This is a genomic window from Photobacterium gaetbulicola (genome assembly GCF_003025515.1).
Classification (GTDB): Bacteria; Pseudomonadota; Gammaproteobacteria; order Enterobacterales; family Vibrionaceae; genus Photobacterium; species Photobacterium gaetbulicola.
Map to the genome: position 1 here is coordinate 24,286 of NZ_PYME01000031.1, position 23,438 is coordinate 47,723.

22 protein-coding genes and 1 other RNA gene are annotated in these 23,438 nt (G+C 50.3%); 17 read left to right on the forward strand and 6 right to left on the reverse strand.

Annotated elements, in window-relative coordinates; all coding sequences use genetic code 11:
* The first annotated feature begins 1 nt into the window (after position 1).
* The 12 genes from C9J03_RS21700 to C9J03_RS21755 all read left to right on the forward strand — a co-directional run bounded on the left by C9J03_RS21700 (position 2) and on the right by C9J03_RS21755 (position 12,295).
* A complete protein-coding gene (locus tag C9J03_RS21700; RefSeq protein WP_044622746.1) occupies positions 2–379 on the forward strand; it encodes a PRD domain-containing protein in 378 nt (125 codons plus the stop codon).
* Complete coding sequence (locus C9J03_RS21705) at positions 376–1,251, forward strand: phosphotriesterase family protein (protein WP_044624402.1); 876 nt, start codon at positions 376–378, stop codon at positions 1,249–1,251. The genes C9J03_RS21700 and C9J03_RS21705 overlap by 4 nt, the downstream gene beginning before the upstream one ends.
* A 27-nt stretch (positions 1,252–1,278) precedes the next feature.
* Positions 1,279–1,638, forward strand: a complete 360-nt coding sequence (locus C9J03_RS21710; protein ID WP_044622745.1) for a DUF2620 domain-containing protein — start codon at positions 1,279–1,281, stop codon at positions 1,636–1,638.
* A 6-nt stretch (positions 1,639–1,644) separates the two neighbouring features.
* Entirely contained in the window at positions 1,645–2,946 is a 1,302-nt protein-coding gene (locus C9J03_RS21715) for a YhfT family protein (protein ID WP_044622744.1), read from the forward strand.
* A 100-nt stretch (positions 2,947–3,046) separates the two neighbouring features.
* Positions 3,047–4,228, forward strand: a complete 1,182-nt coding sequence (locus C9J03_RS21720) for a YhfX family PLP-dependent enzyme (protein ID WP_044622743.1) — start codon at positions 3,047–3,049, stop codon at positions 4,226–4,228.
* On the forward strand, positions 4,221–5,468 hold the full coding sequence (locus C9J03_RS21725; protein ID WP_044622742.1) for a phosphopentomutase: 1,248 nt from the start codon (positions 4,221–4,223) through the stop codon (positions 5,466–5,468). The genes C9J03_RS21720 and C9J03_RS21725 overlap by 8 nt, the downstream gene beginning before the upstream one ends.
* A 58-nt stretch (positions 5,469–5,526) precedes the next feature.
* Positions 5,527–7,710 carry a carbohydrate-binding protein gene (locus C9J03_RS21730; RefSeq protein WP_044622741.1) on the forward strand — a complete coding sequence of 728 codons (2,184 nt, stop codon included), beginning with the start codon at positions 5,527–5,529 and terminating at the stop codon, positions 7,708–7,710.
* Positions 7,711–7,998: 288 nt separating this feature from the next.
* Positions 7,999–8,511 (forward strand): hypothetical protein, encoded by a 513-nt coding sequence (locus tag C9J03_RS21735; protein WP_039467218.1) that lies wholly within the window; start codon positions 7,999–8,001, stop codon positions 8,509–8,511.
* 57 nt (positions 8,512–8,568) lie between these two features.
* Positions 8,569–8,853: a hypothetical protein gene (locus C9J03_RS21740; RefSeq protein WP_044622740.1), complete on the forward strand. Its 285-nt coding sequence runs from the start codon at positions 8,569–8,571 to the stop codon at positions 8,851–8,853.
* On the forward strand, positions 8,850–9,329 hold the full coding sequence (locus C9J03_RS21745) for a peptidoglycan-binding domain-containing protein (protein WP_044622739.1): 480 nt from the start codon (positions 8,850–8,852) through the stop codon (positions 9,327–9,329). Before C9J03_RS21740 ends, C9J03_RS21745 begins: the two co-directional genes overlap by 4 nt.
* A 13-nt stretch (positions 9,330–9,342) precedes the next feature.
* The gene (locus tag C9J03_RS21750; RefSeq protein ID WP_044622738.1) at positions 9,343–10,020 is read left to right on the forward strand and encodes a peptidoglycan recognition protein family protein; all 678 of its coding nucleotides are present in this window, start codon (positions 9,343–9,345) and stop codon (positions 10,018–10,020) included.
* 244 nt (positions 10,021–10,264) lie between these two features.
* Positions 10,265–12,295, forward strand: coding sequence for a M1 family metallopeptidase (locus tag C9J03_RS21755; protein ID WP_052829726.1), 2,031 nt, complete (start codon positions 10,265–10,267; stop codon positions 12,293–12,295).
* A gap of 282 nt (positions 12,296–12,577) precedes the next feature.
* On the opposite strand, the gene ffs is transcribed toward C9J03_RS21755, so the two are convergent.
* Both ffs and C9J03_RS21765 read right to left on the reverse strand, forming a co-directional pair.
* An RNA gene (gene ffs, locus C9J03_RS21760) (signal recognition particle sRNA small type) lies at positions 12,578–12,674 on the reverse strand.
* 145 nt (positions 12,675–12,819) lie between these two features.
* On the reverse strand, positions 12,820–13,554 hold the full coding sequence (locus C9J03_RS21765) for a VP0952 family biofilm-associated protein (RefSeq protein WP_044622737.1): 735 nt from the start codon (positions 13,552–13,554) through the stop codon (positions 12,820–12,822).
* Between the two features lie 78 nt (positions 13,555–13,632).
* Here C9J03_RS21765 and C9J03_RS21770 point away from each other — a divergent pair, with 78 nt between their 5' ends.
* Entirely contained in the window at positions 13,633–13,938 is a 306-nt protein-coding gene (locus C9J03_RS21770) for an MGMT family protein (RefSeq protein ID WP_044622736.1), read from the forward strand.
* A gap of 43 nt (positions 13,939–13,981) precedes the next feature.
* Here C9J03_RS21770 and C9J03_RS21775 read toward each other — a convergent pair whose 3' ends face one another.
* Positions 13,982–14,401, reverse strand: coding sequence for a YbaY family lipoprotein (locus C9J03_RS21775; protein ID WP_039462067.1), 420 nt, complete (start codon positions 14,399–14,401; stop codon positions 13,982–13,984).
* A 141-nt stretch (positions 14,402–14,542) separates the two neighbouring features.
* Here C9J03_RS21775 and tesB point away from each other — a divergent pair, with 141 nt between their 5' ends.
* The gene (tesB, locus tag C9J03_RS21780; protein WP_039462065.1) at positions 14,543–15,409 is read left to right on the forward strand and encodes an acyl-CoA thioesterase II; all 867 of its coding nucleotides are present in this window, start codon (positions 14,543–14,545) and stop codon (positions 15,407–15,409) included.
* Positions 15,410–15,450: 41 nt separating this feature from the next.
* Here tesB and C9J03_RS21785 read toward each other — a convergent pair whose 3' ends face one another.
* The 3 genes from C9J03_RS21785 to C9J03_RS21795 form a co-directional block, all read right to left on the reverse strand.
* Positions 15,451–17,307 carry an ABC transporter transmembrane domain-containing protein gene (locus tag C9J03_RS21785; RefSeq protein WP_044624400.1) on the reverse strand — a complete coding sequence of 619 codons (1,857 nt, stop codon included), beginning with the start codon at positions 17,305–17,307 and terminating at the stop codon, positions 15,451–15,453.
* The gene (locus tag C9J03_RS21790) at positions 17,307–19,046 is read right to left on the reverse strand and encodes an ABC transporter transmembrane domain-containing protein (protein ID WP_044622735.1); all 1,740 of its coding nucleotides are present in this window, start codon (positions 19,044–19,046) and stop codon (positions 17,307–17,309) included. Before C9J03_RS21790 ends, C9J03_RS21785 begins: the two co-directional genes overlap by 1 nt.
* A gap of 183 nt (positions 19,047–19,229) precedes the next feature.
* Positions 19,230–19,691 carry an Lrp/AsnC family transcriptional regulator gene (locus C9J03_RS21795; RefSeq protein WP_039462060.1) on the reverse strand — a complete coding sequence of 154 codons (462 nt, stop codon included), beginning with the start codon at positions 19,689–19,691 and terminating at the stop codon, positions 19,230–19,232.
* A 154-nt stretch (positions 19,692–19,845) separates the two neighbouring features.
* Here C9J03_RS21795 and C9J03_RS21800 point away from each other — a divergent pair, with 154 nt between their 5' ends.
* From C9J03_RS21800 to C9J03_RS21810, 3 genes are all read left to right on the forward strand, one after another.
* On the forward strand, positions 19,846–20,913 hold the full coding sequence (locus C9J03_RS21800) for a PLP-dependent cysteine synthase family protein (RefSeq protein WP_044622734.1): 1,068 nt from the start codon (positions 19,846–19,848) through the stop codon (positions 20,911–20,913).
* 193 nt (positions 20,914–21,106) lie between these two features.
* Entirely contained in the window at positions 21,107–21,805 is a 699-nt protein-coding gene (queC, locus tag C9J03_RS21805; RefSeq protein WP_044622733.1) for a 7-cyano-7-deazaguanine synthase QueC, read from the forward strand.
* A gap of 379 nt (positions 21,806–22,184) precedes the next feature.
* Complete coding sequence (locus C9J03_RS21810; protein WP_044622732.1) at positions 22,185–23,360, forward strand: acyltransferase family protein; 1,176 nt, start codon at positions 22,185–22,187, stop codon at positions 23,358–23,360.
* Positions 23,361–23,438: the final 78 nt, after the last annotated feature.

Sequence of the window (23,438 nt, forward strand, 5' to 3'; positions counted from 1 at the left end):
AATGAAGGAACGTCTCACTCTGCTACAACAAACCAAGGTGATTAGCCATGAGGCCAGCCAAGCAACGGAAACCGCTATCGGCCTAATTATCCAGCAACTCGCTATCTCTCAGGATAACGATCAATTCCAGATGGCAATGACCCACTTTGCCAGGGCCTACGACCGGATCAAAAATGGTATCCCGGTGGCTGAAGGGTTGGATCAGGACATCCTCGACGAAATCATGAAGGATAACACCTATGAATTCGTCCTGAAGCTCAATCAGGCCATCACCGACAAGGTTGGGTTATTCGACGTCCCCGTAGCCGAAAACTCTTTTTTTATCAGCAACCTATTTTCCCTCTGTCAAGCTTGTCCGACTAAGGAGGAAGCATGTTGATCGACGCGGATGGCTATACCTATTGCCATGAGCATTTACATATTGATTTGTCCGCACAAAAAGGCGATATCGACTGCCGGTTGGATCAATATGCGCTGATCAAAGCGGAAATGGATGCTCTCGTCGAACGTGGCGTTTTTAACATTATCGAAGTCACAAATTCCTTTATGGGAAGAAATCCTCAATTTATTGAAAGTTTAATCTCCGATACTGGAATAAATATCCTTCTTGCCACCGGATATTACATAGAGGGATTTTTTCCTCCTGCACTGTATACCAAAACAGCAAGAGACATTAGTCAGGAAATGATCCGTGAAATTGTCGTTGGTATCGAAGGCAGTTCGCTGAAAGCCAGTGTGATTGGCGAGGTCGGCAGTAGCGAGAATGCTTTTACGGATGCTGAACAAAAAGTCTTTGAGGCCGCAGCAATGGCCCACTATGAAACAGGCCGTCCAATATCGACCCATCAATCAATGAGTACCATGGGCAAGCAACAGATCGAATTGCTCCAAAGGTTCGGGGTTGATATGGAAAGGGTTACTGTTGGCCATTGCGATCTTAAAGACAATCTAGACGATATCTTATGGCTGCTCGATCAAGGCTGCCACATCCAGTTCGACACCATCGGCAAGAACAGCTACTACCCGGATAGCCGTCGCATTGACATGCTCAAAGCCTTATCGGAACGCGGTAGGCTGGACCAAGTCATGCTATCGATGGATATCACTCGACGTTCACACCTTAAACAAAACGGCGGCCTCGGCTTTTGCTATCTGATGGACAAGTTCGTTCCCCAGTTACTGGCGAGCGGCATCAGCCAGGCCGAAATCGACATGATGTTGAAACACACCCCCTACAAGGTTTTCCAATAACAAGCAGAAAAATAACAAGGATTGATTATGAAAAAAATCGGAATTGCCGGCTTACAACGTGAGCAAATTAAAGAGCAAATTGAACAAACGTCACCGGGCCTGTTTGAGTGCCACATCCTCAACGATATGGAAGCCGCGATGAAAGTCAAAAGCGGGGAGCTCGACTATTACATTGGCTGTTGCAATACCGGTGCTGGCGCCGCGCTGTCAATCGCCATTGCGATCATTGGCTTTGCCCAAAGCTGCACCATTGCCAAGCCCGCGATTCGAGCCAAACAAAACGAAATCGATCAATTCGTCAGCGAAGGCAAAGTGGCCTTCGGCCTCTCGGTAGAGCATGTCGAACATGCTGTCCCCATGTTAATCAATACACTCGCAAGCAGGTAAGCCGATATGGATATGATGAACATCGGGCTGGTTGCCCTACTCTGCGCCATGACGGCATTTATTGCCAACCTCAGCGCCTCTGTGTTCCATGACGGGATCCGCCCAATCCTGCCGCAGTTGGTAGAAGGCCATATGACCCGCCGCGACGCCGGCTCGGTCGCCTTCGGCCTATCAATTGGCTTTGTCGCCTCTGTCGGTATTTCATTTACCCTGTCGACAGGCCTGCTCAACCCTTGGTTACTTTTCCTGCCCACCGATATCCTCGGTGTGATGATCGCCAGCCACTGGTTGGCAGCACTTGCTGGTGGATTATGGGGGATCTTGGTTGTCACCTCCCTGAGCGGTGTCAATGCGGTACTAACAGGCCTCCCCATAGATGCCCTTGGCGCGCTGGGCGAGCTCGGCACCCCGGTCATGACCGCTTTTGCGCTATTCCCTCTACTCGCCATTTTCTATCAGTTTGGCTGGAAAGCCGGTGCTATCGCAGCCGCCGTCGTTCTGCTCTCGCGCCTGCTCACCATCCAATTTACCGCCATCTACCCGGAGTCCATCCAGATTTTTGTCGGTATGCTGATGCTGGTCGGTACGGCCGTTCACAAAGATATCAATGACAAGCGAAACGGAATCACACCACCCGATATGTCGGGCATGCATAGCCTGTTTGACGAACGCACCAAGCGGATAATGAAACACTTACCGCTGCTCGCGGCAACCGGCTCGCTGATCGCCATTGTCGCCAACGCGGGTATCTTCGCGGGATCTGAAGTGTCCATCTATGCACTGGCAGATGCCTATAAACTGACTGATCCAATAGAGAAAGAAGCCGCAATGCAGCAAGTGGCCTTGTCCGAGTTTATGCGGGGCCTGGGCTTTGTACCGCTAATCGCCACTACGGCACTGGCCACTGGGGTATACGGCGTGGTCGGAATGACCTTCGTATTTGTCGTGGGTTACCTCTCGCCTAATATCCCTGTTGCAGCGGTTCTCGGCGGCCTCACCATCTGTGTCGAAGTCTTCCTGTTGCGCAAAATCGGCCACTTTCTCGAGCAATTTCCTTCCATCCGCAATGCCTCGGACAACATCCGAAACTCCATGAACACCTTGATGGAATTTTCACTGCTGATCGGCGGGGTACTGGCCGTCATGAAGATGGGGGCAACGACCGGGCTGACCATCTTCACCATGCTGTTCTTCCTCAATGAGGTCATGGGACGGCCTATCTTGAAAATAGCGGCCCCAGCCGTTGCCGCCATTTTGACCGGTGTCGTACTCAACGTGCTTTATATGTTCGGTCTGTTTTCTGTCTAGCGAATAGCGAAAAGAGCCAGTTCCAACCTGATGAAAACCAGTCCTTGTCCACATGCATCAGCCGTGGACTGGCTCTGTTCATCCTCAAAAAGGGGTTTACATGTTTCTAAGAGCATTACAAAAACAAAACCCAGCGCTTATTGATAGTGCTATTGACCTATTGCAAAACGGTACCATCCTTCCCGATACCTATGTTATTGATGTCGACCAATTTATAGAGAATGCGCGTATCATCAAGGAAAAAGCCGATGAGTACGGAATCAGGCTCTACGGGATGACCAAGCAACTTGGCCGCAATCCCCTGCTGGCTAGAATTCTGGTCAATGAGCTCGGCTATGACGGGATGGTCTGTGTTGACTACAAGGAGGCCCGCCAACTCCACCAGGCGGGCATTAAGATAAGCCACCTAGGTCATTTGGTTCAACCGCCCAGCCAGTACATTCCTTATATTCTCTCTGTTATTCAGCCTGACGTGATCACGGTTTACTCTATTGAAAAAGCAAGGGAAATATCCGCTGCTGCCGTAAAGAGCAACCGGATCCAGGGCGTCCTCCTGAAATTCTTCCACACGGCCGACACCTTCTATATCAATCAAGAGGCGGGCTTTCCGATCGAGTCTCTTCAAAGCGTCTGCGATGAGATATCAGCCCTGCCCAACCTGCAAATAAGCGGACTCACCCATTTCCCTTGCTTTCTCTATAACCCCGAGTCCCAAAATACAGAGCCGACGCGAAATCTCGAGAGCTTACTAGATGCTAAAGCGCAGATGCACAAACTCGGCTACGAAAACACTCAGCTCAACATGCCTTCGGCTACCAGCTCGCAGACACTAGCGCTAATTCGGCAGTACGGTGGTACACATGGCGAGCCCGGTCACGCATTAACAGGCACGATGCCGGCCAACCATGATGGCAGCCAGCCTGAAAAAGTCGCCATGGCCTATATCACAGAAGTCTCCCATCAGTTCGGAGGCAACAGCTACTGCTTTGGCGGCGGCTATTATCGTCGAGGCCACATGAATCACGCGCTGATCAGGCAGCGCTCCGCTCACGGATTAACCCAAGACTCTATCGTCAGTGTGCGCAATGATGATCAAGCCAGTATCGATTACCACCTGCAACTCGAACATCCCTGTCCAGTAGGCACTCCGGTGGTCATGGCATTTCGAACCCAGATTTTTGTGACCCGAAGTGATGTCGCGCTGGTCTCGGGGATCTCAAGCCATTCCCCCACATTGCTCGGGCTATATGACGCACAGGGCAACGAGGTACACCATGGCTAGATTTATTGTCGTAGTACTCGATGGTTTTGGGATTGGGGAAATGCCCGATGTCGCAGAATCGCGGCCGCAAGACTGCGGTGCCAATACCGCCACCAAGCTGCTGGATCACTTCCCGTTAAAAAGACTACCTACGCTAGAAAAGCTCGGGCTCATCAATACTACCGGCTTGACACGTTCGGTGATGCAGCCCTCGCCTCATGCCAACTGGGGAACGGCTAAGCTAGCCCATGACGGGTGCGACACTTTTATGGGCCACCAAGAAATCATGGGAACGCAGCCCAAACCACCAATGATCAAGCCCTTCCAAGCCTCTATCGATAGCATTGAACAGGCGCTAAACCAACAAGGTTACCCAACAGAGCGTATCAGCCGGGATTCCCTGCAGTTACTGGTGGTAAAGGGCGCTGTGGTGATCGGCGACAACTTAGAAGCCGATCTCGGCCAAGTATACAACCTGACCGCAAATTTCAACCACATCAGCTTCGAAGAAGTAAAGAAGATCGGACAAGTTGTTCGCGGGGCAAATGCCGTCAGCCGCAATATTGCTTTTGGCGGTTTTATCCCATCGATGGAGCGCATCTTCCACGCGATTGAGATCAAAAAAGATCAACAGGGCAAGCCTGCCTATATCGGCGTCAATGCCCCCGACTCCGGTGCCTATGACGAAGGTTTTCAAGTGGTGCATTTGGGCTATGGCGTCGATGCCCAGGTCCAAGTTCCCCACCAGCTCCACCAAATCGGGATACATACCTACCTGTATGGCAAAGTGGCCGATATTGTCCAGAACGATTCAGGGACCTCGTACACCTCGGTGGTCGATACCGATGAGATATTTACTCTGCTACTTAAAGATCTCGACAACCACCAAGGCTTCTTCTGCGCCAATATCCAAGAAACGGATTTATCCGGACACCAGCAGGATCCCAAGCGCTATTGGCAGGTATTGGAAAAAGCCGATCGCGGCTTAGCCGCAGTGGTAGATACCCTCGTCGCCAGTGACGTTCTGATTGTCATGGCCGATCACGGCAATGACCCCTTCATCGGCCATACCAAACATACCCGAGAACAAGTCCCCTTGATGGTATACAGCCCAGGGATCACCGGAGTTCAAGTGGGATACCGAAACACCCTCGCGGACATCGGCGCCAGTGCCGCTGCATTTTTCGGCGCGAATCCCCCCGAGTCGGGATGCTCGCTACTGGCACCGCTCAAACTCGAAAAGGAGCCGCACTCCTTCTAATAAATGCCACTTTAATCATTAATCCAATAACGTATCAAAACCAACTAAGGAAAACGCAATGACACCTAACAAAATAGTTTCCATTGCTGTTGCACTGGCGATCTCCCCCACAGCATTCGCCAGCCAAGGAGGCATGCAAGACTTCCTAGACGCGCTGCGTGACTTTGAATCAGGTATCAACCCGAACCTGAGCACATTCTACGCCGAAAACTTAGATAACCCGGTGTATACCTATGCCAAAGTCACCAAACCGGGGCGACTTGTCCGAGACTGCTCAACCGGCGTCATGGTATCCGAGCCCACGACAATTAATCAGTTTTTCCAGAAGTTAGGAATTGACGGCATCTACAACCCTAACACCCCGCACGATCCAGAAATGTTCCGTCAAATGCAGTTCAATTCATTGAATGCATGGGGATTTGTCGGGTATCAACTTGGCGAAGCGGTATTGATTGATGCCGGCTACTACAGCCCTAATACCGTCAATATCGACGGCAAAGAGTATGACAGTTTCTATATGTTTGTGCCCGATTCAACCTGGATTGGCTGTAAAACTGAAGCCCTGGCCGAAATTCCGGGCTCTGGAGGCAACCAAGTCTATGTCACTGACACAAACCTCTGGCAGGGTACCTTTGTCGGTAAAAATGGCATCAATAGTTTCAATGACTTGGTCATACCTGAAAAACAGGAGTTGGTGATCCGGGATGCGATGCACTTTAACTATAAAATCATGTCCAAGCTCCTTGCCGATGCCAATATGACCTGGGAGCAGGCGCTAGCGAAAAGCTGGCCGGATAAAGATGATAATGGGCAACCCATTCAAGTACAGGCGACCATGTCAGGCATTCTGGCCGCCGCTCACCTTCGCGGAGCTTGGGGGACCGGGGCCCTGTTAACCAAAGACCAAATTACCTGTGACGAACTAGGTACCTGCATCACCAAATACGTTCATAAATTCGGCGGCTTTGATACCTTATTCGATGTCCCGGGAGACAGTGTCAGCCACGGCTCAGTCTATGATGAAGTCCTGACCGCAGGCTGGGGGAACGACACCGTTATTCTCGGAGGCGGCAAAAACCAGCTATTGCTTCATGAGCAGAGTGGTACGACTACGACAGTCACCGACTTTGTGCTGAACAAAGACCTCATCATTCTTCGGGGCTGGCAAACGGCCGATCCACTCGCCACCCTGACAGTGTCAGATCGAAATGGCTCCAGTGAGCTACAATTTGCCGGCCAGTCCGTCATCCTTAACGGGATTGCGGCCAGTGATATTCTCGCCAGCCCAGAGAGCGTTATTCAGGTCTCCAATATCTACACCCTAGCCTGGAACATCGGTAAGCAGGTTGTTGATAATTTTAACCCTGCAGTCGATAAGATCGAAGGCAGTGCGGGCATAGGCTTCAAGCACCTCAAAGCCTACGAGACCGCCAATTCCATTATCATCGGACCACAGGCTGAAGATGGCGGCATCTATGCCTCCTATGAGCTCATCGGCTTAACCTTAGCCGACTTGACCCCCGACATGTTTATAAACGTAACCGGAGGGTACGACCGACTCGGCTTCATCGTCCCGCTAAGCCACCTCAATTGGGGGTGGAATATGACTCTCGATGTGGCCAGCTTTGATGTGAACAAAACCGTGCTTACGCTACCCAGCAACCAGCCGACTCCTTTCTCAGCCCTCAAGCTAACCCAGGAAGGGGCAAATGTCGTCATCACCCTGCTAGAGCCTACAGCCCAGGGGGACAAGAAGAAGATTGTGCTGCACAATACCGATGTGACCCTGCTGTCTGCCGCTAACTTTTCCGGTTTCTCCGGCAGCTACAGCGAAGTCACTATCGATATCCCAGTGATGTTTGATATCCACGTTGCCGTTAACGGCACAGGCGGCACCATTTCCCCGGTCCCCGGCACTGATGGTCTGCTGCAAGCAAAAGGCGGAACAGATTTCACCGTTAACTTTATCCCTGACAACGGCTACAAAGTAAAAGACATTGTGGTCGATGGCGTGAGTTATCCCGCAGCCAGCTCCTACACATTTACCTCGGTCAATAGCTCGCATAACCTGACCGTGTCTTTCGAAGCGGGTGCTAGCTGCCCTGTCGCCTGGGATAGCAACGCCGTCTATGTGGCCGGAGATCAAGTCACTTACAACGGTACCGTGTATGAAGCAAAGTGGTGGACATCAGGTAACCAACCAGATCTAGGCGGTCCTTGGCAAGCTATCGCCAGTTGCTAATAGCACACCAACCTTCGCTAGTACTTGATAGTAAACCACAACAACAAGGCTGCTCCTAAGAGCAGCCTTTATCTTGACGGCACAGTCAGCCCTTTGTCCCGCCGCTTACAAATCACGAGACATTGATCGCAAAAGCCAGAAAGGAAAGTTGTAAATCTAAAATCCTGCAATTCAATTTATTGCATATACCCTTACACAAAACATGGACAAGCCCTTATTGCCATCTTCGGCAGTATGTTGGCTGTATGGTCTTGCCCTTATTATCCACTCACTTGATAAGGAAAGATCATGGCTAGTGAAAACCTCTCCAGTGTCATTACAACACTTCTCACCGCCCCTGCGGACGCTGTGGTTCAAGCCTCAACTGCCCAGCGTCATATTTGGATGAAGTGGCTCAGCGATCTCTGCAAGCTCATTCAAGATCAACCCGATAATGTCAAAAAAAACATCATCGAAGAGCACCTCAAACTTGCCCCAACGTGGAAGATGTCTGCCCAGTTATCCCTCTCAATATCCATGCGTATCGCCTCGCTGGAGCGAACCGAAACAGGCGTCTCATTGGGATTAGGCATCGGAATGATCCAAGCCAGCGGCACATTTGGCTTTGCCCGAGAAATCGCCTCAGAAAGTGTCCTTCAGGCCCAGGCGATATACAACCTCACCAACGACAAGGAAATTGCTCTCAAAGACTACCTCAGTATTTTGGGTGCTCCAGAACTGGTAGATAGCACGACGATCAATACAGCCGTCACTATGCTTGGTAGCGTCTCGCTTCCTGCCGTCGAAAGCAGCACTGATTGAGCATAGTTTCACTACGTCGAGCATCAACCCTGGTTGGAGAAATAAGGATGTGCCTTTATGAATACAAACCGTGAAAACGAATGTGGCCCAATGCCGGATAAGACTCTCGAGCAAGTTCTTATTGCCCTGCAAAAATCAATCAGCCGGGTCAATTCCATGTCGAGCAAGGTTCCCCCCACCCAAGCCCGGGCGTTAATACTTGGAGATATTGACTTTGATATCAGCCTGAAATGCGACCAAGACGGGGATAAACTTAGGATCTCCAATAGCGGAGGAATAAGTCTCAACCTCAAAGGGATTATCAATACAGATATGGATATAACCCACGAGGAGGAAGGATGACTGACAAAACCCAGCTACCGGCAATATCGGTAGGTAAGCTTTTTACTTCAACTATTGCCAATATTGCCGAGGTACGTAACCAACTTGACTTCACTGGCACTGTCGATGTGGGTGTCACCCTAAACACGACGTTGAAGGATAACACCGGCGTTCTGCTCGTGCCCTTCAAAGGTAAAGATACCAGTCACTCAACAATTGAAGTGAAACTAGCTACCCGAATACACCTATCAGAAGTAGAAAAAACACTACATTTCATTTACCAGGGTGAGCTGCGTCTAGGAGATAAAGGGCCCAAGGTCAAAGCATTACAAAGAAAGTTAAACCAACTACTTAACCTAAGCCTAAAGGTTGACGGCGATTTTGGGAAAAACACAGCCGATGCCGTCAAAGCCTTTAAGTACCTGCAAAACCTCCCATTCGATAGTGTTCTCGACGAAGTTGCAGGCATGAAGCTAATGAAGCTCCCCCACCTATAGAACTGGAGGCGTTATGGAATTCTATAAACCCAAGCGTAGTATCGAAGTGGTATTTCTACACTGCAGTGCCAGTGACAGTCCAGCACATGATAATGTCGAAACCATGAGGAAATGGCACCTTGCAAGGAAGTGGCATGATGTCGGATACCATTACTTTATTCGAAAGGACGGACTTATCGAAACTGGCCGGGATATTGAAAAAATACCGGCCGCACAACTCGGCTACAATCAAGGGTCAATAGCCATCTGTCTTCATGGCCTAAAACCAGAGCTATTTACTGAGCAGCAGTTTAATTCTTTAATTTCACTCTGCAGGCAGATTAACGAAGCCTATGAAAACCAAATCATCTTCCGCGGTCATTGCGAAGTGTCAAACAAAGCTTGCCCGGTATTTGACTATCGTACAGTACTTGGCCTAGACCACTTTGGTGAGATGACATACGCATCCAACCCTCACTTTAAAGAGTCACCAGCCCGAATACTGCATGGAACACTTAAACTCACCTCTTTTGGCGCTGAAGTACTTGTACTGCAACAGCGCCTAAACCAAACATTACAAACGGCGTTAGCAGAGGATGGGATATTCGGTCAGCAGACAAAATCTGCGGTCATGGCCTTTCAGGAAAAAAGAAGTATTACTGTTGATGGTGTAGTAGGTCCAGCCACCTGGCAACAGTTGCTCTCAACCTAAATTGATCACCGCAAGTGAGATGTATTTGGCAGCTTCAGGTCAAACCCGCTTATTTAAGGAAGACGATGAGCACTATCAGTGAAACTGCCAATCTCTCACTTGCTATAATCCTATGGGTTTATTCTACCGAGAGTGGCTATTTAACAAAACGGGGATTGTAGCGGCTGACTTGTGAACATGGAGTTATAACCTATGCTTTGGTCAAACTTATCTGTCTGAACTCATTGAAAGAGGAGAAACGCCAGTGATTGAGTGGAGAGCATGGAAACTAATTGTCCTTGTTTATTTCTTCGACATCACAGGTGCGATGAACTCTTCGATTGCAGCCGAGGTGGTTGCCCCCCCATCGCTGCGACATAATCTTCAGGTTACAATTATTCCTAACCAGAACCATCTCAGAGCCACAGATCGCATCGAAGTCACTGGTGCCGATACCTTGCGTTTTACGCTTGCTGATGAATTGACGATCAATCAGGTGCATCTCGATGGCAACCCCGTATCAATTCAAGCTACGGATGGCCAATGGTACATAGATTTGGGAAAGCCTGGACCACATGAACTGGAAATCAGTTATTCAGGCTCTTTCTTACCCAAAAAACAAACAGATAGATCTTCACACACCTCCAATTTATCAGGGCCAATCATTGCTCCCGAAGCCAGTTATTTACCAGCTGGATCTGGCTGGTACCCAGAGTTTGAAACAGGTCACTTCACCTATGAGCTTATGGTGAGCCTTCCGTCACCACAGAAGGCCGTTGTTCCAGGCCTTTTGGTACATGAAACAGAGAATCATGATAAAGGGGGCTATTATCAAGCTCGCTTTACATTTAACGATCCAGCTTGGGGCATTCCTCTTTTTGCTGGCCCCTACCAGGTTCGTGAACATCATCATGGTGCTTACCGTCTACGCACTTACTTTTTCGAGGAAATGGAGCCCCTTTCAGCAGACTATTTGGCCCTGAGCAAAGACTACCTTGATCAGTTTTCAGCCCGCATTGGCCAATACCCTTTTGACAGCTTTTATATAATTGCTGCGCGGTTACCGGTCGGGCTGGGCTTTCCCGGTATCACCTATATTGGCGAGCATGTATTAAAGTTACCGTTCATCAAATATAGCTCCTTAGGCCACGAATTCCTCCATAACTGGTGGGGCAATGGCGTCTATGTCGACTATGCCAATGGTAACTGGGCAGAGGGGTTAACCACATATCTGGCGGATTACTCATTTTTGGAGCAGACATCCAGTGCAATGGCTTTAGTACGACGTCTTGAGTGGTTACAAGATTACGCAGCACTGCCGCCTGAGCGAGATCGCCCTTCACGTACCTTTACCAGCAAGACGCATAAAGCGTCCCAGGTGATCGGTTACAACAAGGTCGCTTTTTTATTCCATATGCTTCGCAGGCAATTGGGTGAGGATGTATTTGAAAGCTCCCTTCGTCGATTCTGGCGTGAGCAGCGTTTTCAAATCGCCGGCTGGGATGAGCTGGAAGATGCTTTCAGCGATGAAGCAGGCAAGGACTTATCGGTATTCTTCTCCCAATGGCTAGACAGAACTGGCGCGCTTGATATTTCTTTTGGAAAAGTAGAAAAAAGGCGTGAAGAACAGAACAAATGGCACTTATCCTTCGAAATCAAGCAATCTGAGCCCTCCTATCAGCTGCAAGTTCCATTAACAATTCTGACCGCTAAAGGTCCGGTTGAGCGCCTGATTCCGATTAAGGGAACTGACACAAAAGTAGAGATACAGCTCTCTTCTGAGCCTATGGCGTTGGTAGCCGATCCCGATTTTCACCTGTTCCGTCGCTTGGGCTCAGGCGAAGCACCACCGATCCTACGAGATACACTACTTCATGGCCAGACTCAAACATTGGTTCTGGGGGATGAGGCATTTCAACAAAAAGCCATGGAATTAGCTCACGCGATGTTGGATTCATCACTACAACCCAATAACACTCTTGAACCCGGGAAACCATTTTTGTTGATCGGCCTGAGCCCCTCAGTAGATACCTTCTTGCATACTCATGAGCTCCCAGGAGTCCCTGATGAGTTAACAGTGAAGAGCAGTGCACAAGTTTGGGCACTACGTACCCCACAAGGGCAACCATATGTAATCATTTCTGCCGACACCCTAGCATCGTTGGAAGCTTTGTTCCGTCCACTGCCCCATTATGGTCGTCGAGGCTACATGGCGTTTGAAGGCTCAAAAGCCGTTGTGAAGGGTAATTGGCCACTCAGTAACAGCGGGATCATTTATCGGTTTGATCCGCACTAGATAAACGCATCATTGGGAAATGTCTTTTCATACCGCGTAATTGCCGACACCCCACGCTCAGCTTCATGTTGATCTTGTGCAAAGGGATATCCTGAGGTCTTTACGCTTACCAGAGGGCAAAATATAGACCTTACGGAAGTACCAAATACCGAGCGGAGATAGCCATAGATTTGTCATGCCAGCCTCGTGTCATACACACAAAGTGGATCACCTAGATGGGGTAAAGCTTGAAAAGATTGGTAAGGGTTTGATTTGATTTACCAAACGCCAGATGGGTGGAAGCCCCACCAGCCACATCTCGGCACACACGTCGCTCGCTGCGGCTGCTCCCTTCCGGGCCTGACCGGGTTCACGAGTTAGTGTTGCGAGAGGACCAGCAGGGCCTCCATAGATTCTTTGTCTCTTTGCGAGAACGGGATGGATTATCCGCTATGGCCGGAGCGATTGCAATAGCACAACCCAAGTTTCCCGACCGACTGCCGATTTATTACCCAAACCCTCCCCTTTTCACACAGTTAGCGTTGCTAAAGCTCTTCTTCCGGGTCTTCCAGCAGGTATTCCCCGAGCAGTGCCCCGCCCAGCACCAGCAGCCAGGCCACCAATATTGGGTTTGGCACCTCAAACCATGGTACTAACACCAAGGTGGCAAAGCCAACGGCCGGGAGTATCCACATCATCCGCGGAACCCACTCGCTGAGTTTGCTTTTCGCCATCCCCTGCAACGAGGCAATCAGCCCGGTCACACACAGCGCAACCAACGCCGCATGGCCCAGCCCCCCAACCCAAAGCGGGATCACCAGGAACAACGGCCACCAGGTATTACCTTCTACCAGCCGCCAGCTGCGGGCCGCAATCCAGATCACCCCAACTGCAAGGATTTGAATAATGGTATAGGTCGGGCTTCCTTCAAGCTTACCTTCGGTTTGCAGTGCCATTAAACCCACATCCATCGCAAGGACGATAGATATTAGCAACGCCGCCAATTGCCAGGAGCTCTTGGCGGAAAAACTTACCGCAAACACCGGCAGCATCATAAAGACGCTCACCGCAAGGGCGATTGGCTGCTCGGGGAGAACAAAACCGAAGGTACCCAGCCCTATAAGCAACAGCCAGGCAGACACGCCGCCTTGCGGCAGCAACCAGAGTGCGGGAATAGCAAGGGCCAGCGCAGGCAGCTCTCCGTGGCTTTGCCCCAATGCACTGACTCCGACGATGGTCAACGCAATGCTGACCACAACAAGTAACGCGGCATACAACATGGCAGCACCTCCTTGCGTTCTCTGACAACCGTAATACCATGTTCGGTCATCAGGTTTTTGTATGGTACAGGTATAAATATGGATGATTTCGCGTCTCAAATCTACACCCAAGTTCACCAAATTCCACATGGAAAAGTCGCAACTTATGGCGATATAGCCAAATTTGCAGGTTTTCCCGGCTATGCCCGCCAAGTGGGGCGACTTATGGCAACCTTACCGGACGGGTCAACACTGCCATGGCACCGGGTTGTGAATGCAAAAGGAGAGATTTCGCTCACAGGGCTCGATTTACAGCGCCAACGCCGCAAATTGCTTGATGAAGGGGTGGAAGTCAGTGATGCCGGGCGGCTCAAACTGAGCCAGTATCGATGGGATGGCTTTTGATGCCGCCGATCCTGGCAGCATCATATCGTATCTCGGTAAGTCTTTAGTTGACCTTCACCAAGACCAAATCTTTATGAGTCGACTCGGCTTGGTCAGTCAATACATGATTAGCCGTATCGGTAATGAACCACAACTTGCCGTCCACTTCGATACGCGCACTCACCGCATAAGTATGGTTAGGCCTGATTTCCTGACGGGAGAAATTTAATTGGTAGTCAAAAGGTACCTGGTTACCATCCGCCAAGAAAGCCTGGCTACTGAGCACTTCTGCAGCGACATCCATTTTGGACACATCGGCCAACGTCACAGTGATACGGGCATGATCCGGCAAGGCAATACGCTCTTTGTACATCAAGGTCCCCGTCACCGCTTCCAAATCCGCATCTTGTTGGATCATACTGCTACAAGCCGATACGATCAGCGCCACAGCCAATACCGAAATCAGTGCAAAAACCCTTTTCATTGCCTCTCCTAAAACAAAACTGTCATTTTCATGTGTGACAAGCACTTGAACTCATGTTTAAACTGAATAATCATCATTCATCATTGAAAGATTTTTTCACTCCCAACGGCGCGTAATAATAACATTATTTTTGGAGATCCGATGAGCAAAGAACTGAATGAACTTCTCACTCTGCTACATTTAGAGCAGCTTGAACAAGGATTATTCCGTGGCCAAAGTGAGCATTTGGGTTTACCACAAGTTTATGGCGGCCAGGTCCTGGGACAAGCCCTGTCTGCGGCGAAGGAAACCGTTGATGAAGACCGCCAGGTGCATTCATTCCACAGTTACTTCTTGCGTCCGGGCGATCCTCACAAACCGATCATCTACGATGTCGAAAACCTTCGTGACGGCAACAGTTTCAGCACCCGCCGGGTCAAGGCGATTCAGTATGGCCGGCCAATTTTCTATATCACGGCCTCTTATCAGGCCGAAGAGAATGGGTTCGATCACCAATCGACCATGCCTAATGTCCCTTCCTATGAAGGATTGCAGTCAGAACAGCAGCTGGTGCTGGCGATGGCCGATAAATTACCCAAGAGTGCAGTCAAGCATTTTGGTTGCGATCGACCGATTGAAGTACGCCCGGTCAATGTGGTCAACCCGCTAGCCCCGCAGCCAACGGAAGCCAAGCAGTACCTGTGGATCAAAGCCAACGGCGAGATGCCAGATGATCCGCGTATCCACCAATACCTGTTGGCTTACGCCTCTGACTGGGGATTCTTGGTCACCGCGCTGCAACCGCACGGAGTCAGCTTATTCAACCCACAGATGAAAGTGGCGACCATTGACCATTCCATGTGGTACCACCGCCCGTTCCGTATGGATGAGTGGCTTCTCTACGCTATCGACAGCCCATCGGCAAGTAATGCCCGCGGCTTGGTCCGAGGTGAGATCTACAACCAGAAAGGCGAGCTGGTCGCCTCTGCGGTACAAGAAGGCTTGATGCGCCATACGGGAGCGAAATAAGCGGGAGCCCGCTCTCGTCTCGGCAAGCAACCAGAGGCGGTTTAACCCGCCTCTTGCTGCTGGGGATGTGACTGAGGACTCCGCGACGCTTCCGTCGTAATCTCACTTTCCAGTTGCTGGAGATGTTCTCCGGCTTGCTGCAACTGATACATCTGTCGATAGTGGCCATTGTGTCCCAGCAGCGCATGGTGCCGACCCCGCTCGACGACTTCCCCGCGGTGCAGAACCAGTATTTCCTCCGCCTCGATCACCGTCGACAAGCGATGCGCAATCACCACCACACTCATATCCTGGCGTAGATTGTTCAATGCCTGCTGGATATGCTGCTCGGTACCGGAGTCAATGTTAGCTGTCGCTTCATCGAGGATCAGAATTTTTGGTTTTCGATACCATACCCTTGCCAATGCCAATAACTGCTTCTGGCCAGCAGAAAGGTTCACCCCTCCACTCCCCAGTAGGGTATCCAGCCCGTCGTCATAACGGCGAATTTGCTCGGCCAAGCCAACCGCTTCCAAAGCCTGCCAGGTGCGATGATCCGTCTCTGCCTCACCAACCAGCCCCTTGGATTGGCCAATGGGTGATCGGCCCAGTGTGATATTCTGCCGTACCGTGGCACTGAGGATATGCGGGTCTTGCTGAACCATGGCAACCCCTGCTCGCAACACCTCGTGAGACAGGCTCTCAAGCGGCCTGCCATCGAGCGAAATCTGCCCTTTCGATACCGGATAAAAGCCCATCAGCAACGACGCCAGGGTGCTCTTGCCGCTTCCTGTGTGGCCAACCAAAGCCAGGAACCCCCGGTGCGGCATCATCACGTTGATCCCTTGTAGGACCGGATGCTTGCCGTCATAGCTGAAGTTGACCTGGCGGCATTCGAGCTGGCCTGAGGCCAGAGACACCACGTCATCGCCGTATGCCTGCTGCTCGGCATCAATAAAGCCAAAAATACGCTCGCTGGCCACCAATGCCTGCTGCAACAACGATAGCTGCTGGGTCATTTCGATCAGTGGCTCGGTAACCCGTCCGAGATAACTGATAAAGGCGTACAGCACCCCGACACCGATAAGCTCAACCCCACTCATGCCAAACAGGGCCACCAAGGAAAGCAATGCCACCCCGGATAGAAAGTCAATCAATGGACGCAGCATAAAACCGTTTAATTTAATCACACTGCCTTGGGCTGCTAGATGGCTTGCTGTCAGTTCGGAGAACTGGTTATAAAACGCTTTTTCCTGCCGCATCAGTTGGATCAGGCTCATCCCCTGGATGGATTCACTCATCGAGGCATTGATGTCTGCCAGCAGATCGCGCATTTTCCGATAGGCGTCCGAGCTTCGGCGCTGGTACAGAACCATAATACCCACCACGATAGGCAGCAGGACCAGCGCAACTAACGTCAGGCGCCAGCTCAGCAGCGACATCGCCACCAGCATCACCACAATAAACACCACATTCTTGAGCACCGTTCCTATCACATGCACATAAAAGTCTCTGAGTGACTCGGTGTCATTGGTGATCCTCGAAATCAGTTTGCCCGACGGCATGTAGTCAAAGGCCGACAAGGGCTGATTAATGATCCGCTTGAAAAGCTGTTTACGGATCGTTTTTACCACCCCTATGGCGAGTTCATAAAACCGAATCGCCATCAAATATCGGAACCATGCCGTCGCAGCAGTCAAGCCGATATAGGCCGCCGCCAGCATTGCTAAATCAGTCGCCGGGAAACTATCCTTGGCAATATTGTTATCTATAAAGTAATGGATCAACCAGGGGCCAGATACATCGGCTATTGAAGCCAAAAACAATAATCCCAGCGCCGCTGATAGCCGTTTCTTATCTGACAGGGCATACTTCAGCAACCGGGTAAAGACAGACAACTTAATGGTCTCTTTTTCCATCATCCCCCCTCCACTGCCTGTTGTAGTTTCTGATAGCGATACATCTCCGCATACCATTTATCCAATGCCAGCAAGCTGGTGTGATCGCCCTGCTCACTGATCCTGCCTTGCTGGAAAACCAGCGTCATATCGGCCTGTTCCAATGCCGTTAAACGGTGGGCTATCACAATCACCGTTCGTTTTTCCTGGCGGCGCAGATTTAAAAGGATATGGTGCTCGGTCTTACCATCAACAGCCGACAAAGCGTCGTCCAGCACCAGGATCTCGGCCTCCAGCAGCAAGGCTCGAGCGATGGCAATACGCTGCTTTTGTCCTCCCGATAAGGTAATACCCTTTTCCCCCACCAAGGTCTGATAACCGTCGGGAAACTGCCTGATATCTTCATCGATACAAGCGGCTTGCGCGGCCGAGCGGATCTCAGCCATGCTGGCATTTGGCTTACCAAGGGCAATATTGTCAGCAATGGATCGCGAGAATAAGAATGGTGATTGGCTAACAACAGCAAATCGGCTGCGCCACTGTGATAGTTCAGCCCGCTTGATCTCAATATCACCGTAGTGAATTTGGCCATTTTCGAGCTCTTGCTGTCGCAGCAAGAGTGACAATAGTGTCGACTTGCCACTACCAATGGACCCGGCAATTCCCAGCATGCTACCGCTGGGCAACGTAAAGTGGACATCGGCCAATGCTGGCAGCCCCTGACCAGGCCAAACGAATGTATCTATCGCAACCTTGAGCGGTTGATAGGTCTTGTCCAGCGGCAGATCACCACTGACAATGTCTGGTTTTTCGTCAAAAATGTGAGCCAAGCGATTCCACGCTGCAGAGCCTCGTTCGAGAATATTAAACAGCCATGCCATCGCCAGCATCGGCCAAATCATCAGCCCCTGATAAAGCACAAAAGCGGTCAGATCACCTAGCGTCAAACGCTGTTCAGTGATCAAATACGCACCGCCGGCAACGCTGAGGAAAAACGACATTCCGATAGCAATTTGGATCACAGGGTCAAACTTGGCATCAACCCAGGCAACAGCCAGGTTTTTATCGCCAACATCATCGACCACGCCGGAAAAATCTTGCTGCTGGCGGCTCTCCAGACCAAAAGCCCGGATCATCCGCACGCCATTGAGGCTTTCTTGGGTTCTGTCCGTCAGGGTTGAAAACGCAGCTTGCGACAAAGAAAACCGGCTGTGCAATTGGCGACCAAGAAAGTACACCGCAATAGCCATCAAGGGCATTGGTAGCAATGCCAATACTGTCAGTTCCCAGCTAATGAAAGTGGTCATGACAAACAGTACAGCGATCCCTGTAATGAGCGAATCGGCCGCGGTCAGTACCCCCTCTCCCGCCGTCATCACCACCGCATTGACATCGTTGGTTGAGCGCGCCATCAAGTCACCGGTTTTATAACGCTCGAAAAAGGCAGGAGAATGGGAGGAGAAATGGCGGTACAGACGGTTGCGAAGTACGGTCCCCAATTTAACCGCAGCCCCGAACAGCCAGCAGCGCCAGACAATTCGCAGGAAATAGACAATAAGCCAAATCGCAGCCAAGCCCAGTAGCCAGCCCAGCATTACCCCGGTTGACATACTCCCGCTAACCACACCGTCAACAACCCAGCCAATCGCCTTGGGAGGAACCAGCTCAAACAACGAGACAAGAACAAGAATACCAATGGCACCACCATAGCGGCGCCATTCCTGGCGAAAATACCATTTAAGTTGCCAGAACACCTGCATAACCCTCTCCCTCCCGCCATGTTAAGCCTTTGTTGCGAGCGTTATTATGCTGATTTATTGGCTTTTATTTCAACAACTTATATTCAATCGTGGATTGTTTGGTATTTCATCCTGATTTTCACTAAATTGCATACCAAACAACTGAAATAATGGCCGCTCATCGCAGTATAAAGGCGCAAAATATTACACCGGCAAGGCCGTGGTGTACTTGAGCGGCTCCATAGCAAAGGTCGACGTCACGTTGGTCAGCCCTTCGATACTGTTCACCAGCTTTTTATAGAACTGATCAAACGCTGACATATCGGCCACCTGCACCTTCATCATGTAGTCATACTCACCGGCCATGCGGTAGAACTCCATCACTTCAGGAAAGTCAGACACCGTATCAACAAATTTGTGGTACCACTCCTTGGAGTGGTTACTGGTTTTGATCTGAACGAAAGCTGTAAACGACAAGCCGAGCTTTACCGGGTCCAGCAAGGCAACCCGCTGGCGTAAAATCCCACTCTCTTCGAGACGCTTGAGGCGCTTCCAGCATGGCGTTGTCGTCAGGTTTACTGCCTCTGCCAGCTCCGCCAGTGCCAGCGTGCCATCTTGTTGCAATAGACGTAGTAGGGTTCTGTCTGTTTTATCCAAATCAGCCAATTTGTTTTACCTTGGTAATAGTAATTAGAATATTTTTCTCCATTTTAATTCATCGGGAGTAAATTTGATAAAGATTTTTTCTGCTCTTAGTCATACATTACTTACATAATATGTATACCCAAGTAACTCCAGCAACACAGCAAAAGGAACGACCATGAGCCACGACCCGCAATGGATTCACACCGCGATCCGCAAAATTGAAGCCGACTTTCAACGCTCAGCCGATACCCACCTGATCAAGCTGGATATCCCATCGCTGGACGGCATTGACATCTACCTAAAAGACGAAAGCACTCACCCAACCGGTAGCCTCAAGCACCGTTTGGCCCGCTCGCTGTTCCTGTTTGCCCTGTGTAACGGTTGGATTGGCAAAGATACCCCAATCATTGAGTCCTCATCAGGAAGTACTGCGGTCTCCGAGGCCTATTTTGCCCGCTTGCTCGGCTTGCCGTTTATCGCCGTGGTACCGCGCAAAACGGCCCGCAAGAAAATTGAGCAAATCGAGTTTTACGGTGGCCGCACCCATTTGGTCGACAGCCCTAGCGAGATCTATGAGGCATCCCGGCGCTTGGCCAAGGAACTCAATGGCCACTACATGGATCAGTTCACCTACGCCGAACGGGCGACTGACTGGCGGGGAAATAACAACATAGCCAACAGCATCTTTGATCAGATGAAGCTCGAAGAGCATCCCATTCCAAGCTGGGTTGTTATGAGTCCGGGTACCGGCGGCACATCGGCAACTATCGGCCGCTATATTCGCTACCAAATGCACAACACCAAACTGTGTGTGGTCGACCCGGAAAACTCAGTATTTCACCAGTACTTCAAGACCCGCGATCCTTCGCTGACCGGCGAATGCGGCAGCCGTATCGAAGGTATCGGTCGACCGCGTGTAGAACCTAGCTTTATCCCCGATGTGGTGGATGAAATGCGCACGATTGCGGATGCTGCCAGTATTGCCACAGTGCACTGGCTGGAGAAACTGCTTGGCCGCAAGGCCGGCGCCTCTACCGGCACCAACCTATACGGCGTGCTGCAGCTCGCCAGCGAGATGAAAGCCCGCGGTGAGACCGGCTCAATTGTCACCCTGCTGTGCGACAGCGGCGAACGTTACCTCGATACCTATTTCAACCGGGGCTGGGTTGAAGACAACATAGGGGATATCAGTGGTTACCTAACCCAGCTCAAGCAGTTTGAGCAAACCGGCAAACTGAGCTAGCTCTCTGTTTCTCCACGCCGCAGCAACGCCCCCCCCCCTGCTGCGGCATTTCGTTTCAAGACTTTTTTCTTTTCCCCCGCTGCGGTAGCATGAGCCTGCCAATAGAGAACCTGCTGTTGGCCTACCCTTATAACAATTGGGGTAGTCCCTACCGACTGTTTTTCGGTACGACAACAACATAGGAAAATTTTTCATGCGCAAAGCCGTAGTTGTATTTAGTGGCGGTCAAGACTCCACGACCTGCCTGATCCAAGCCATGGCCCATTACGATGAAGTTCACTGTATTACGTTCGATTATGGCCAACGCCATAAGCTGGAAATCGAAGTGGCTGAGTCTATCTGCAAAGAGCTGGGCGTGGCCGCGCACAAAGTGATGGACGTAGGCCTGCTCAATGAACTCGCGATCAGCTCCCTGACCCGCGACAATATTCCGGTCTCCCACGAGCTGCAGGAAAATGGCCTGCCAAACTCCTTTGTCCCTGGCCGTAATATCCTATTCCTGACCCTGTCTGGCATCTATGCCTACCAGATCGGTGCCGAAGCGGTGATCACCGGCGTTTGTGAAACCGACTTTTCCGGCTACCCAGATTGCCGCGACGAGTTCGTCAAGTCACTGAACCAATCGCTGGTGCTGGGTATGGATCGCCCGCTGAAGATTGAAACCCCACTGATGTGGCTCAACAAGGCCGAAACTTGGGCGCTTGCTGATCAGTACAGTAAGCTCAACTTCGTCCGCGAAAAAACCCTGACATGCTATAACGGGGTGATCGGTGATGGCTGTGGCGACTGCCCATCTTGCGATCTACGCAAGGCCGGACTTGATGATTACCTCGCCAACCAGAGCGATATCATGGCAGAGCTAGAAGCCAAGCAGCAGGCCGGGAAGGCCTAGCAGAGATCCCGCCTTAAACTGTCTATACCATGAAATGAGTACCTAAAATCACGAGTGGTATAGCGAATAAATAGCGAGGCAGATTGCTGCCTCCTTTTTATTTTCATCTCACAGCTTCCGCCCGTTATTCTATTTTTTTGCCCCTAAAAAAAGAAATATTCCGCCAGCGTATTCTTCAACAATAAAACAAATTTAATTTTCTTCGAGACCCGCAGCATAATATAGCAACCTGTCATGTTGTTTTTCACAACAAATGGGATTTATTTCATTTTTATATGAAAATTAACACCTTACAATTTAACAACCCTACCCATGACATTGTTTTTTATTTTTCTTACGACAAAATAAATACCACCTTTTTTATGCTTGGTAGATAATCATGAATAACCCCATCCCAATACTAACGCCACTGCGTGGTATCGCAGCGTTGTGCGTCGTCTTCTTTCACGCCAGGCTGATCATCTTCCCGCAATGGATGGAGCCGTTGACTGAATATACCCACTTTATAGAGAATGGCTACTTATGGGTCGATCTGTTTTTTATTCTCAGTGGCTTTGTCATGATGCATGTCTACCGCGCAGCCTTTTCCCAATCCATTACTCCATCGCGCTGGTTACAGTTTATGTGGTTAAGGTTCTCTCGGATCTACCCTTTGTTTTTAACCACACTGCTTGTATTAGTTGCCTGGGAAGCCTTCAAATCCAGTAAGGGGGTGGGCTTTTATGGTGGCGCGTTGTTCGAAAGCTGGGGAGTCAGTGGCATTCCTGCCTTTGAGGGGCCATTCAACCGTTCAGAGGCCTTATGGCAAAATGTCTTAATGCTGCACGGTGTACTTGTCCAAGATTTATCATGGAATATTTCATCATGGTCACTAAGCGTCGAATGGCTCAGTTACATGGTATTTCCTTTCTTGGTTCCAGTCTTATTGAGAAGGAAGTTATCATATCTGGCCCCTGTATTATTTATTCTTAGTTTACTTTATATCAACCAGTTAAAAGGCTCTATGGATGTCACCGGTGGCTTGCTCGCATTGCTCAGGGCGCTAGCGAGCTTTACTCTTGGAGCTTGGATGCATACCCTTGCACTTTCTTCTAAACAACGCCTCCTTCTGAACAATGACTGGGCTCTACTGACCATATTTGCTATCTGCATTGGCCTGCTTCATCTCCCTAAAAGCGGTTACCACAATGTTGTGGTTATCTCGGCATTTGCGCTGTTAGTGCTAATTTCTGCCCAACAAACCGAGAGAGCCACCCCGGTATTCAAACTGCTGGATAACCGTGTCACCCGCTTCCTCGGTGATATTTCCTACTCTCTTTACCTATGGCACGCAGTTCTGCTGCTTTCCGGCATAGAGCTTGCCAACCTGGTATTTCCAGACGCACTATCGCTGTGGAATCGCCAAACGGGCTGGCTAGCCGCAAGCGCTGGCGCAATGGTATTTATTACCGTCGCCATTGGTGTATCGACACTCAGCTATTACTACATTGAAAAACCCGCCATGAACGCGCTAAGGTCGCGCAAAAAACGAGGCATGGCAGCCAATCCAACGTAGAACACGTAAGCGTCAGATATAAAAAATGCCGCCAACCTATCGGTTGGCGGCATTGTGCTATCTCGCAATGGCGTCACT

Coding starts and splice junctions, on each gene's coding strand:
- C9J03_RS21700 (WP_044622746.1), top strand. CDS start 2: ATGAAGGAACGTCTCACTCTGCTACAACAAACCAAGGTGATTAGCCAT.
- C9J03_RS21710 (WP_044622745.1), top strand. CDS start 1,279: ATGAAAAAAATCGGAATTGCCGGCTTACAACGTGAGCAAATTAAAGAG.
- C9J03_RS21715 (WP_044622744.1), top strand. CDS start 1,645: ATGGATATGATGAACATCGGGCTGGTTGCCCTACTCTGCGCCATGACG.
- C9J03_RS21720 (WP_044622743.1), top strand. CDS start 3,047: ATGTTTCTAAGAGCATTACAAAAACAAAACCCAGCGCTTATTGATAGT.
- C9J03_RS21725 (WP_044622742.1), top strand. CDS start 4,221: ATGGCTAGATTTATTGTCGTAGTACTCGATGGTTTTGGGATTGGGGAA.
- C9J03_RS21730 (WP_044622741.1), top strand. CDS start 5,527: ATGACACCTAACAAAATAGTTTCCATTGCTGTTGCACTGGCGATCTCC.
- C9J03_RS21735 (WP_039467218.1), top strand. CDS start 7,999: ATGGCTAGTGAAAACCTCTCCAGTGTCATTACAACACTTCTCACCGCC.
- C9J03_RS21740 (WP_044622740.1), top strand. CDS start 8,569: ATGAATACAAACCGTGAAAACGAATGTGGCCCAATGCCGGATAAGACT.
- C9J03_RS21745 (WP_044622739.1), top strand. CDS start 8,850: ATGACTGACAAAACCCAGCTACCGGCAATATCGGTAGGTAAGCTTTTT.
- C9J03_RS21750 (WP_044622738.1), top strand. CDS start 9,343: ATGGAATTCTATAAACCCAAGCGTAGTATCGAAGTGGTATTTCTACAC.
- C9J03_RS21765 (WP_044622737.1), bottom strand. CDS start 13,554: ATGTTGTATGCCGCGTTACTTGTTGTGGTCAGCATTGCGTTGACCATC.
- C9J03_RS21770 (WP_044622736.1), top strand. CDS start 13,633: ATGGATGATTTCGCGTCTCAAATCTACACCCAAGTTCACCAAATTCCA.
- C9J03_RS21775 (WP_039462067.1), bottom strand. CDS start 14,401: ATGAAAAGGGTTTTTGCACTGATTTCGGTATTGGCTGTGGCGCTGATC.
- tesB (WP_039462065.1), top strand. CDS start 14,543: ATGAGCAAAGAACTGAATGAACTTCTCACTCTGCTACATTTAGAGCAG.
- C9J03_RS21785 (WP_044624400.1), bottom strand. CDS start 17,307: ATGGAAAAAGAGACCATTAAGTTGTCTGTCTTTACCCGGTTGCTGAAG.
- C9J03_RS21790 (WP_044622735.1), bottom strand. CDS start 19,046: ATGCAGGTGTTCTGGCAACTTAAATGGTATTTTCGCCAGGAATGGCGC.
- C9J03_RS21800 (WP_044622734.1), top strand. CDS start 19,846: ATGAGCCACGACCCGCAATGGATTCACACCGCGATCCGCAAAATTGAA.
- queC (WP_044622733.1), top strand. CDS start 21,107: ATGCGCAAAGCCGTAGTTGTATTTAGTGGCGGTCAAGACTCCACGACC.
- C9J03_RS21810 (WP_044622732.1), top strand. CDS start 22,185: ATGAATAACCCCATCCCAATACTAACGCCACTGCGTGGTATCGCAGCG.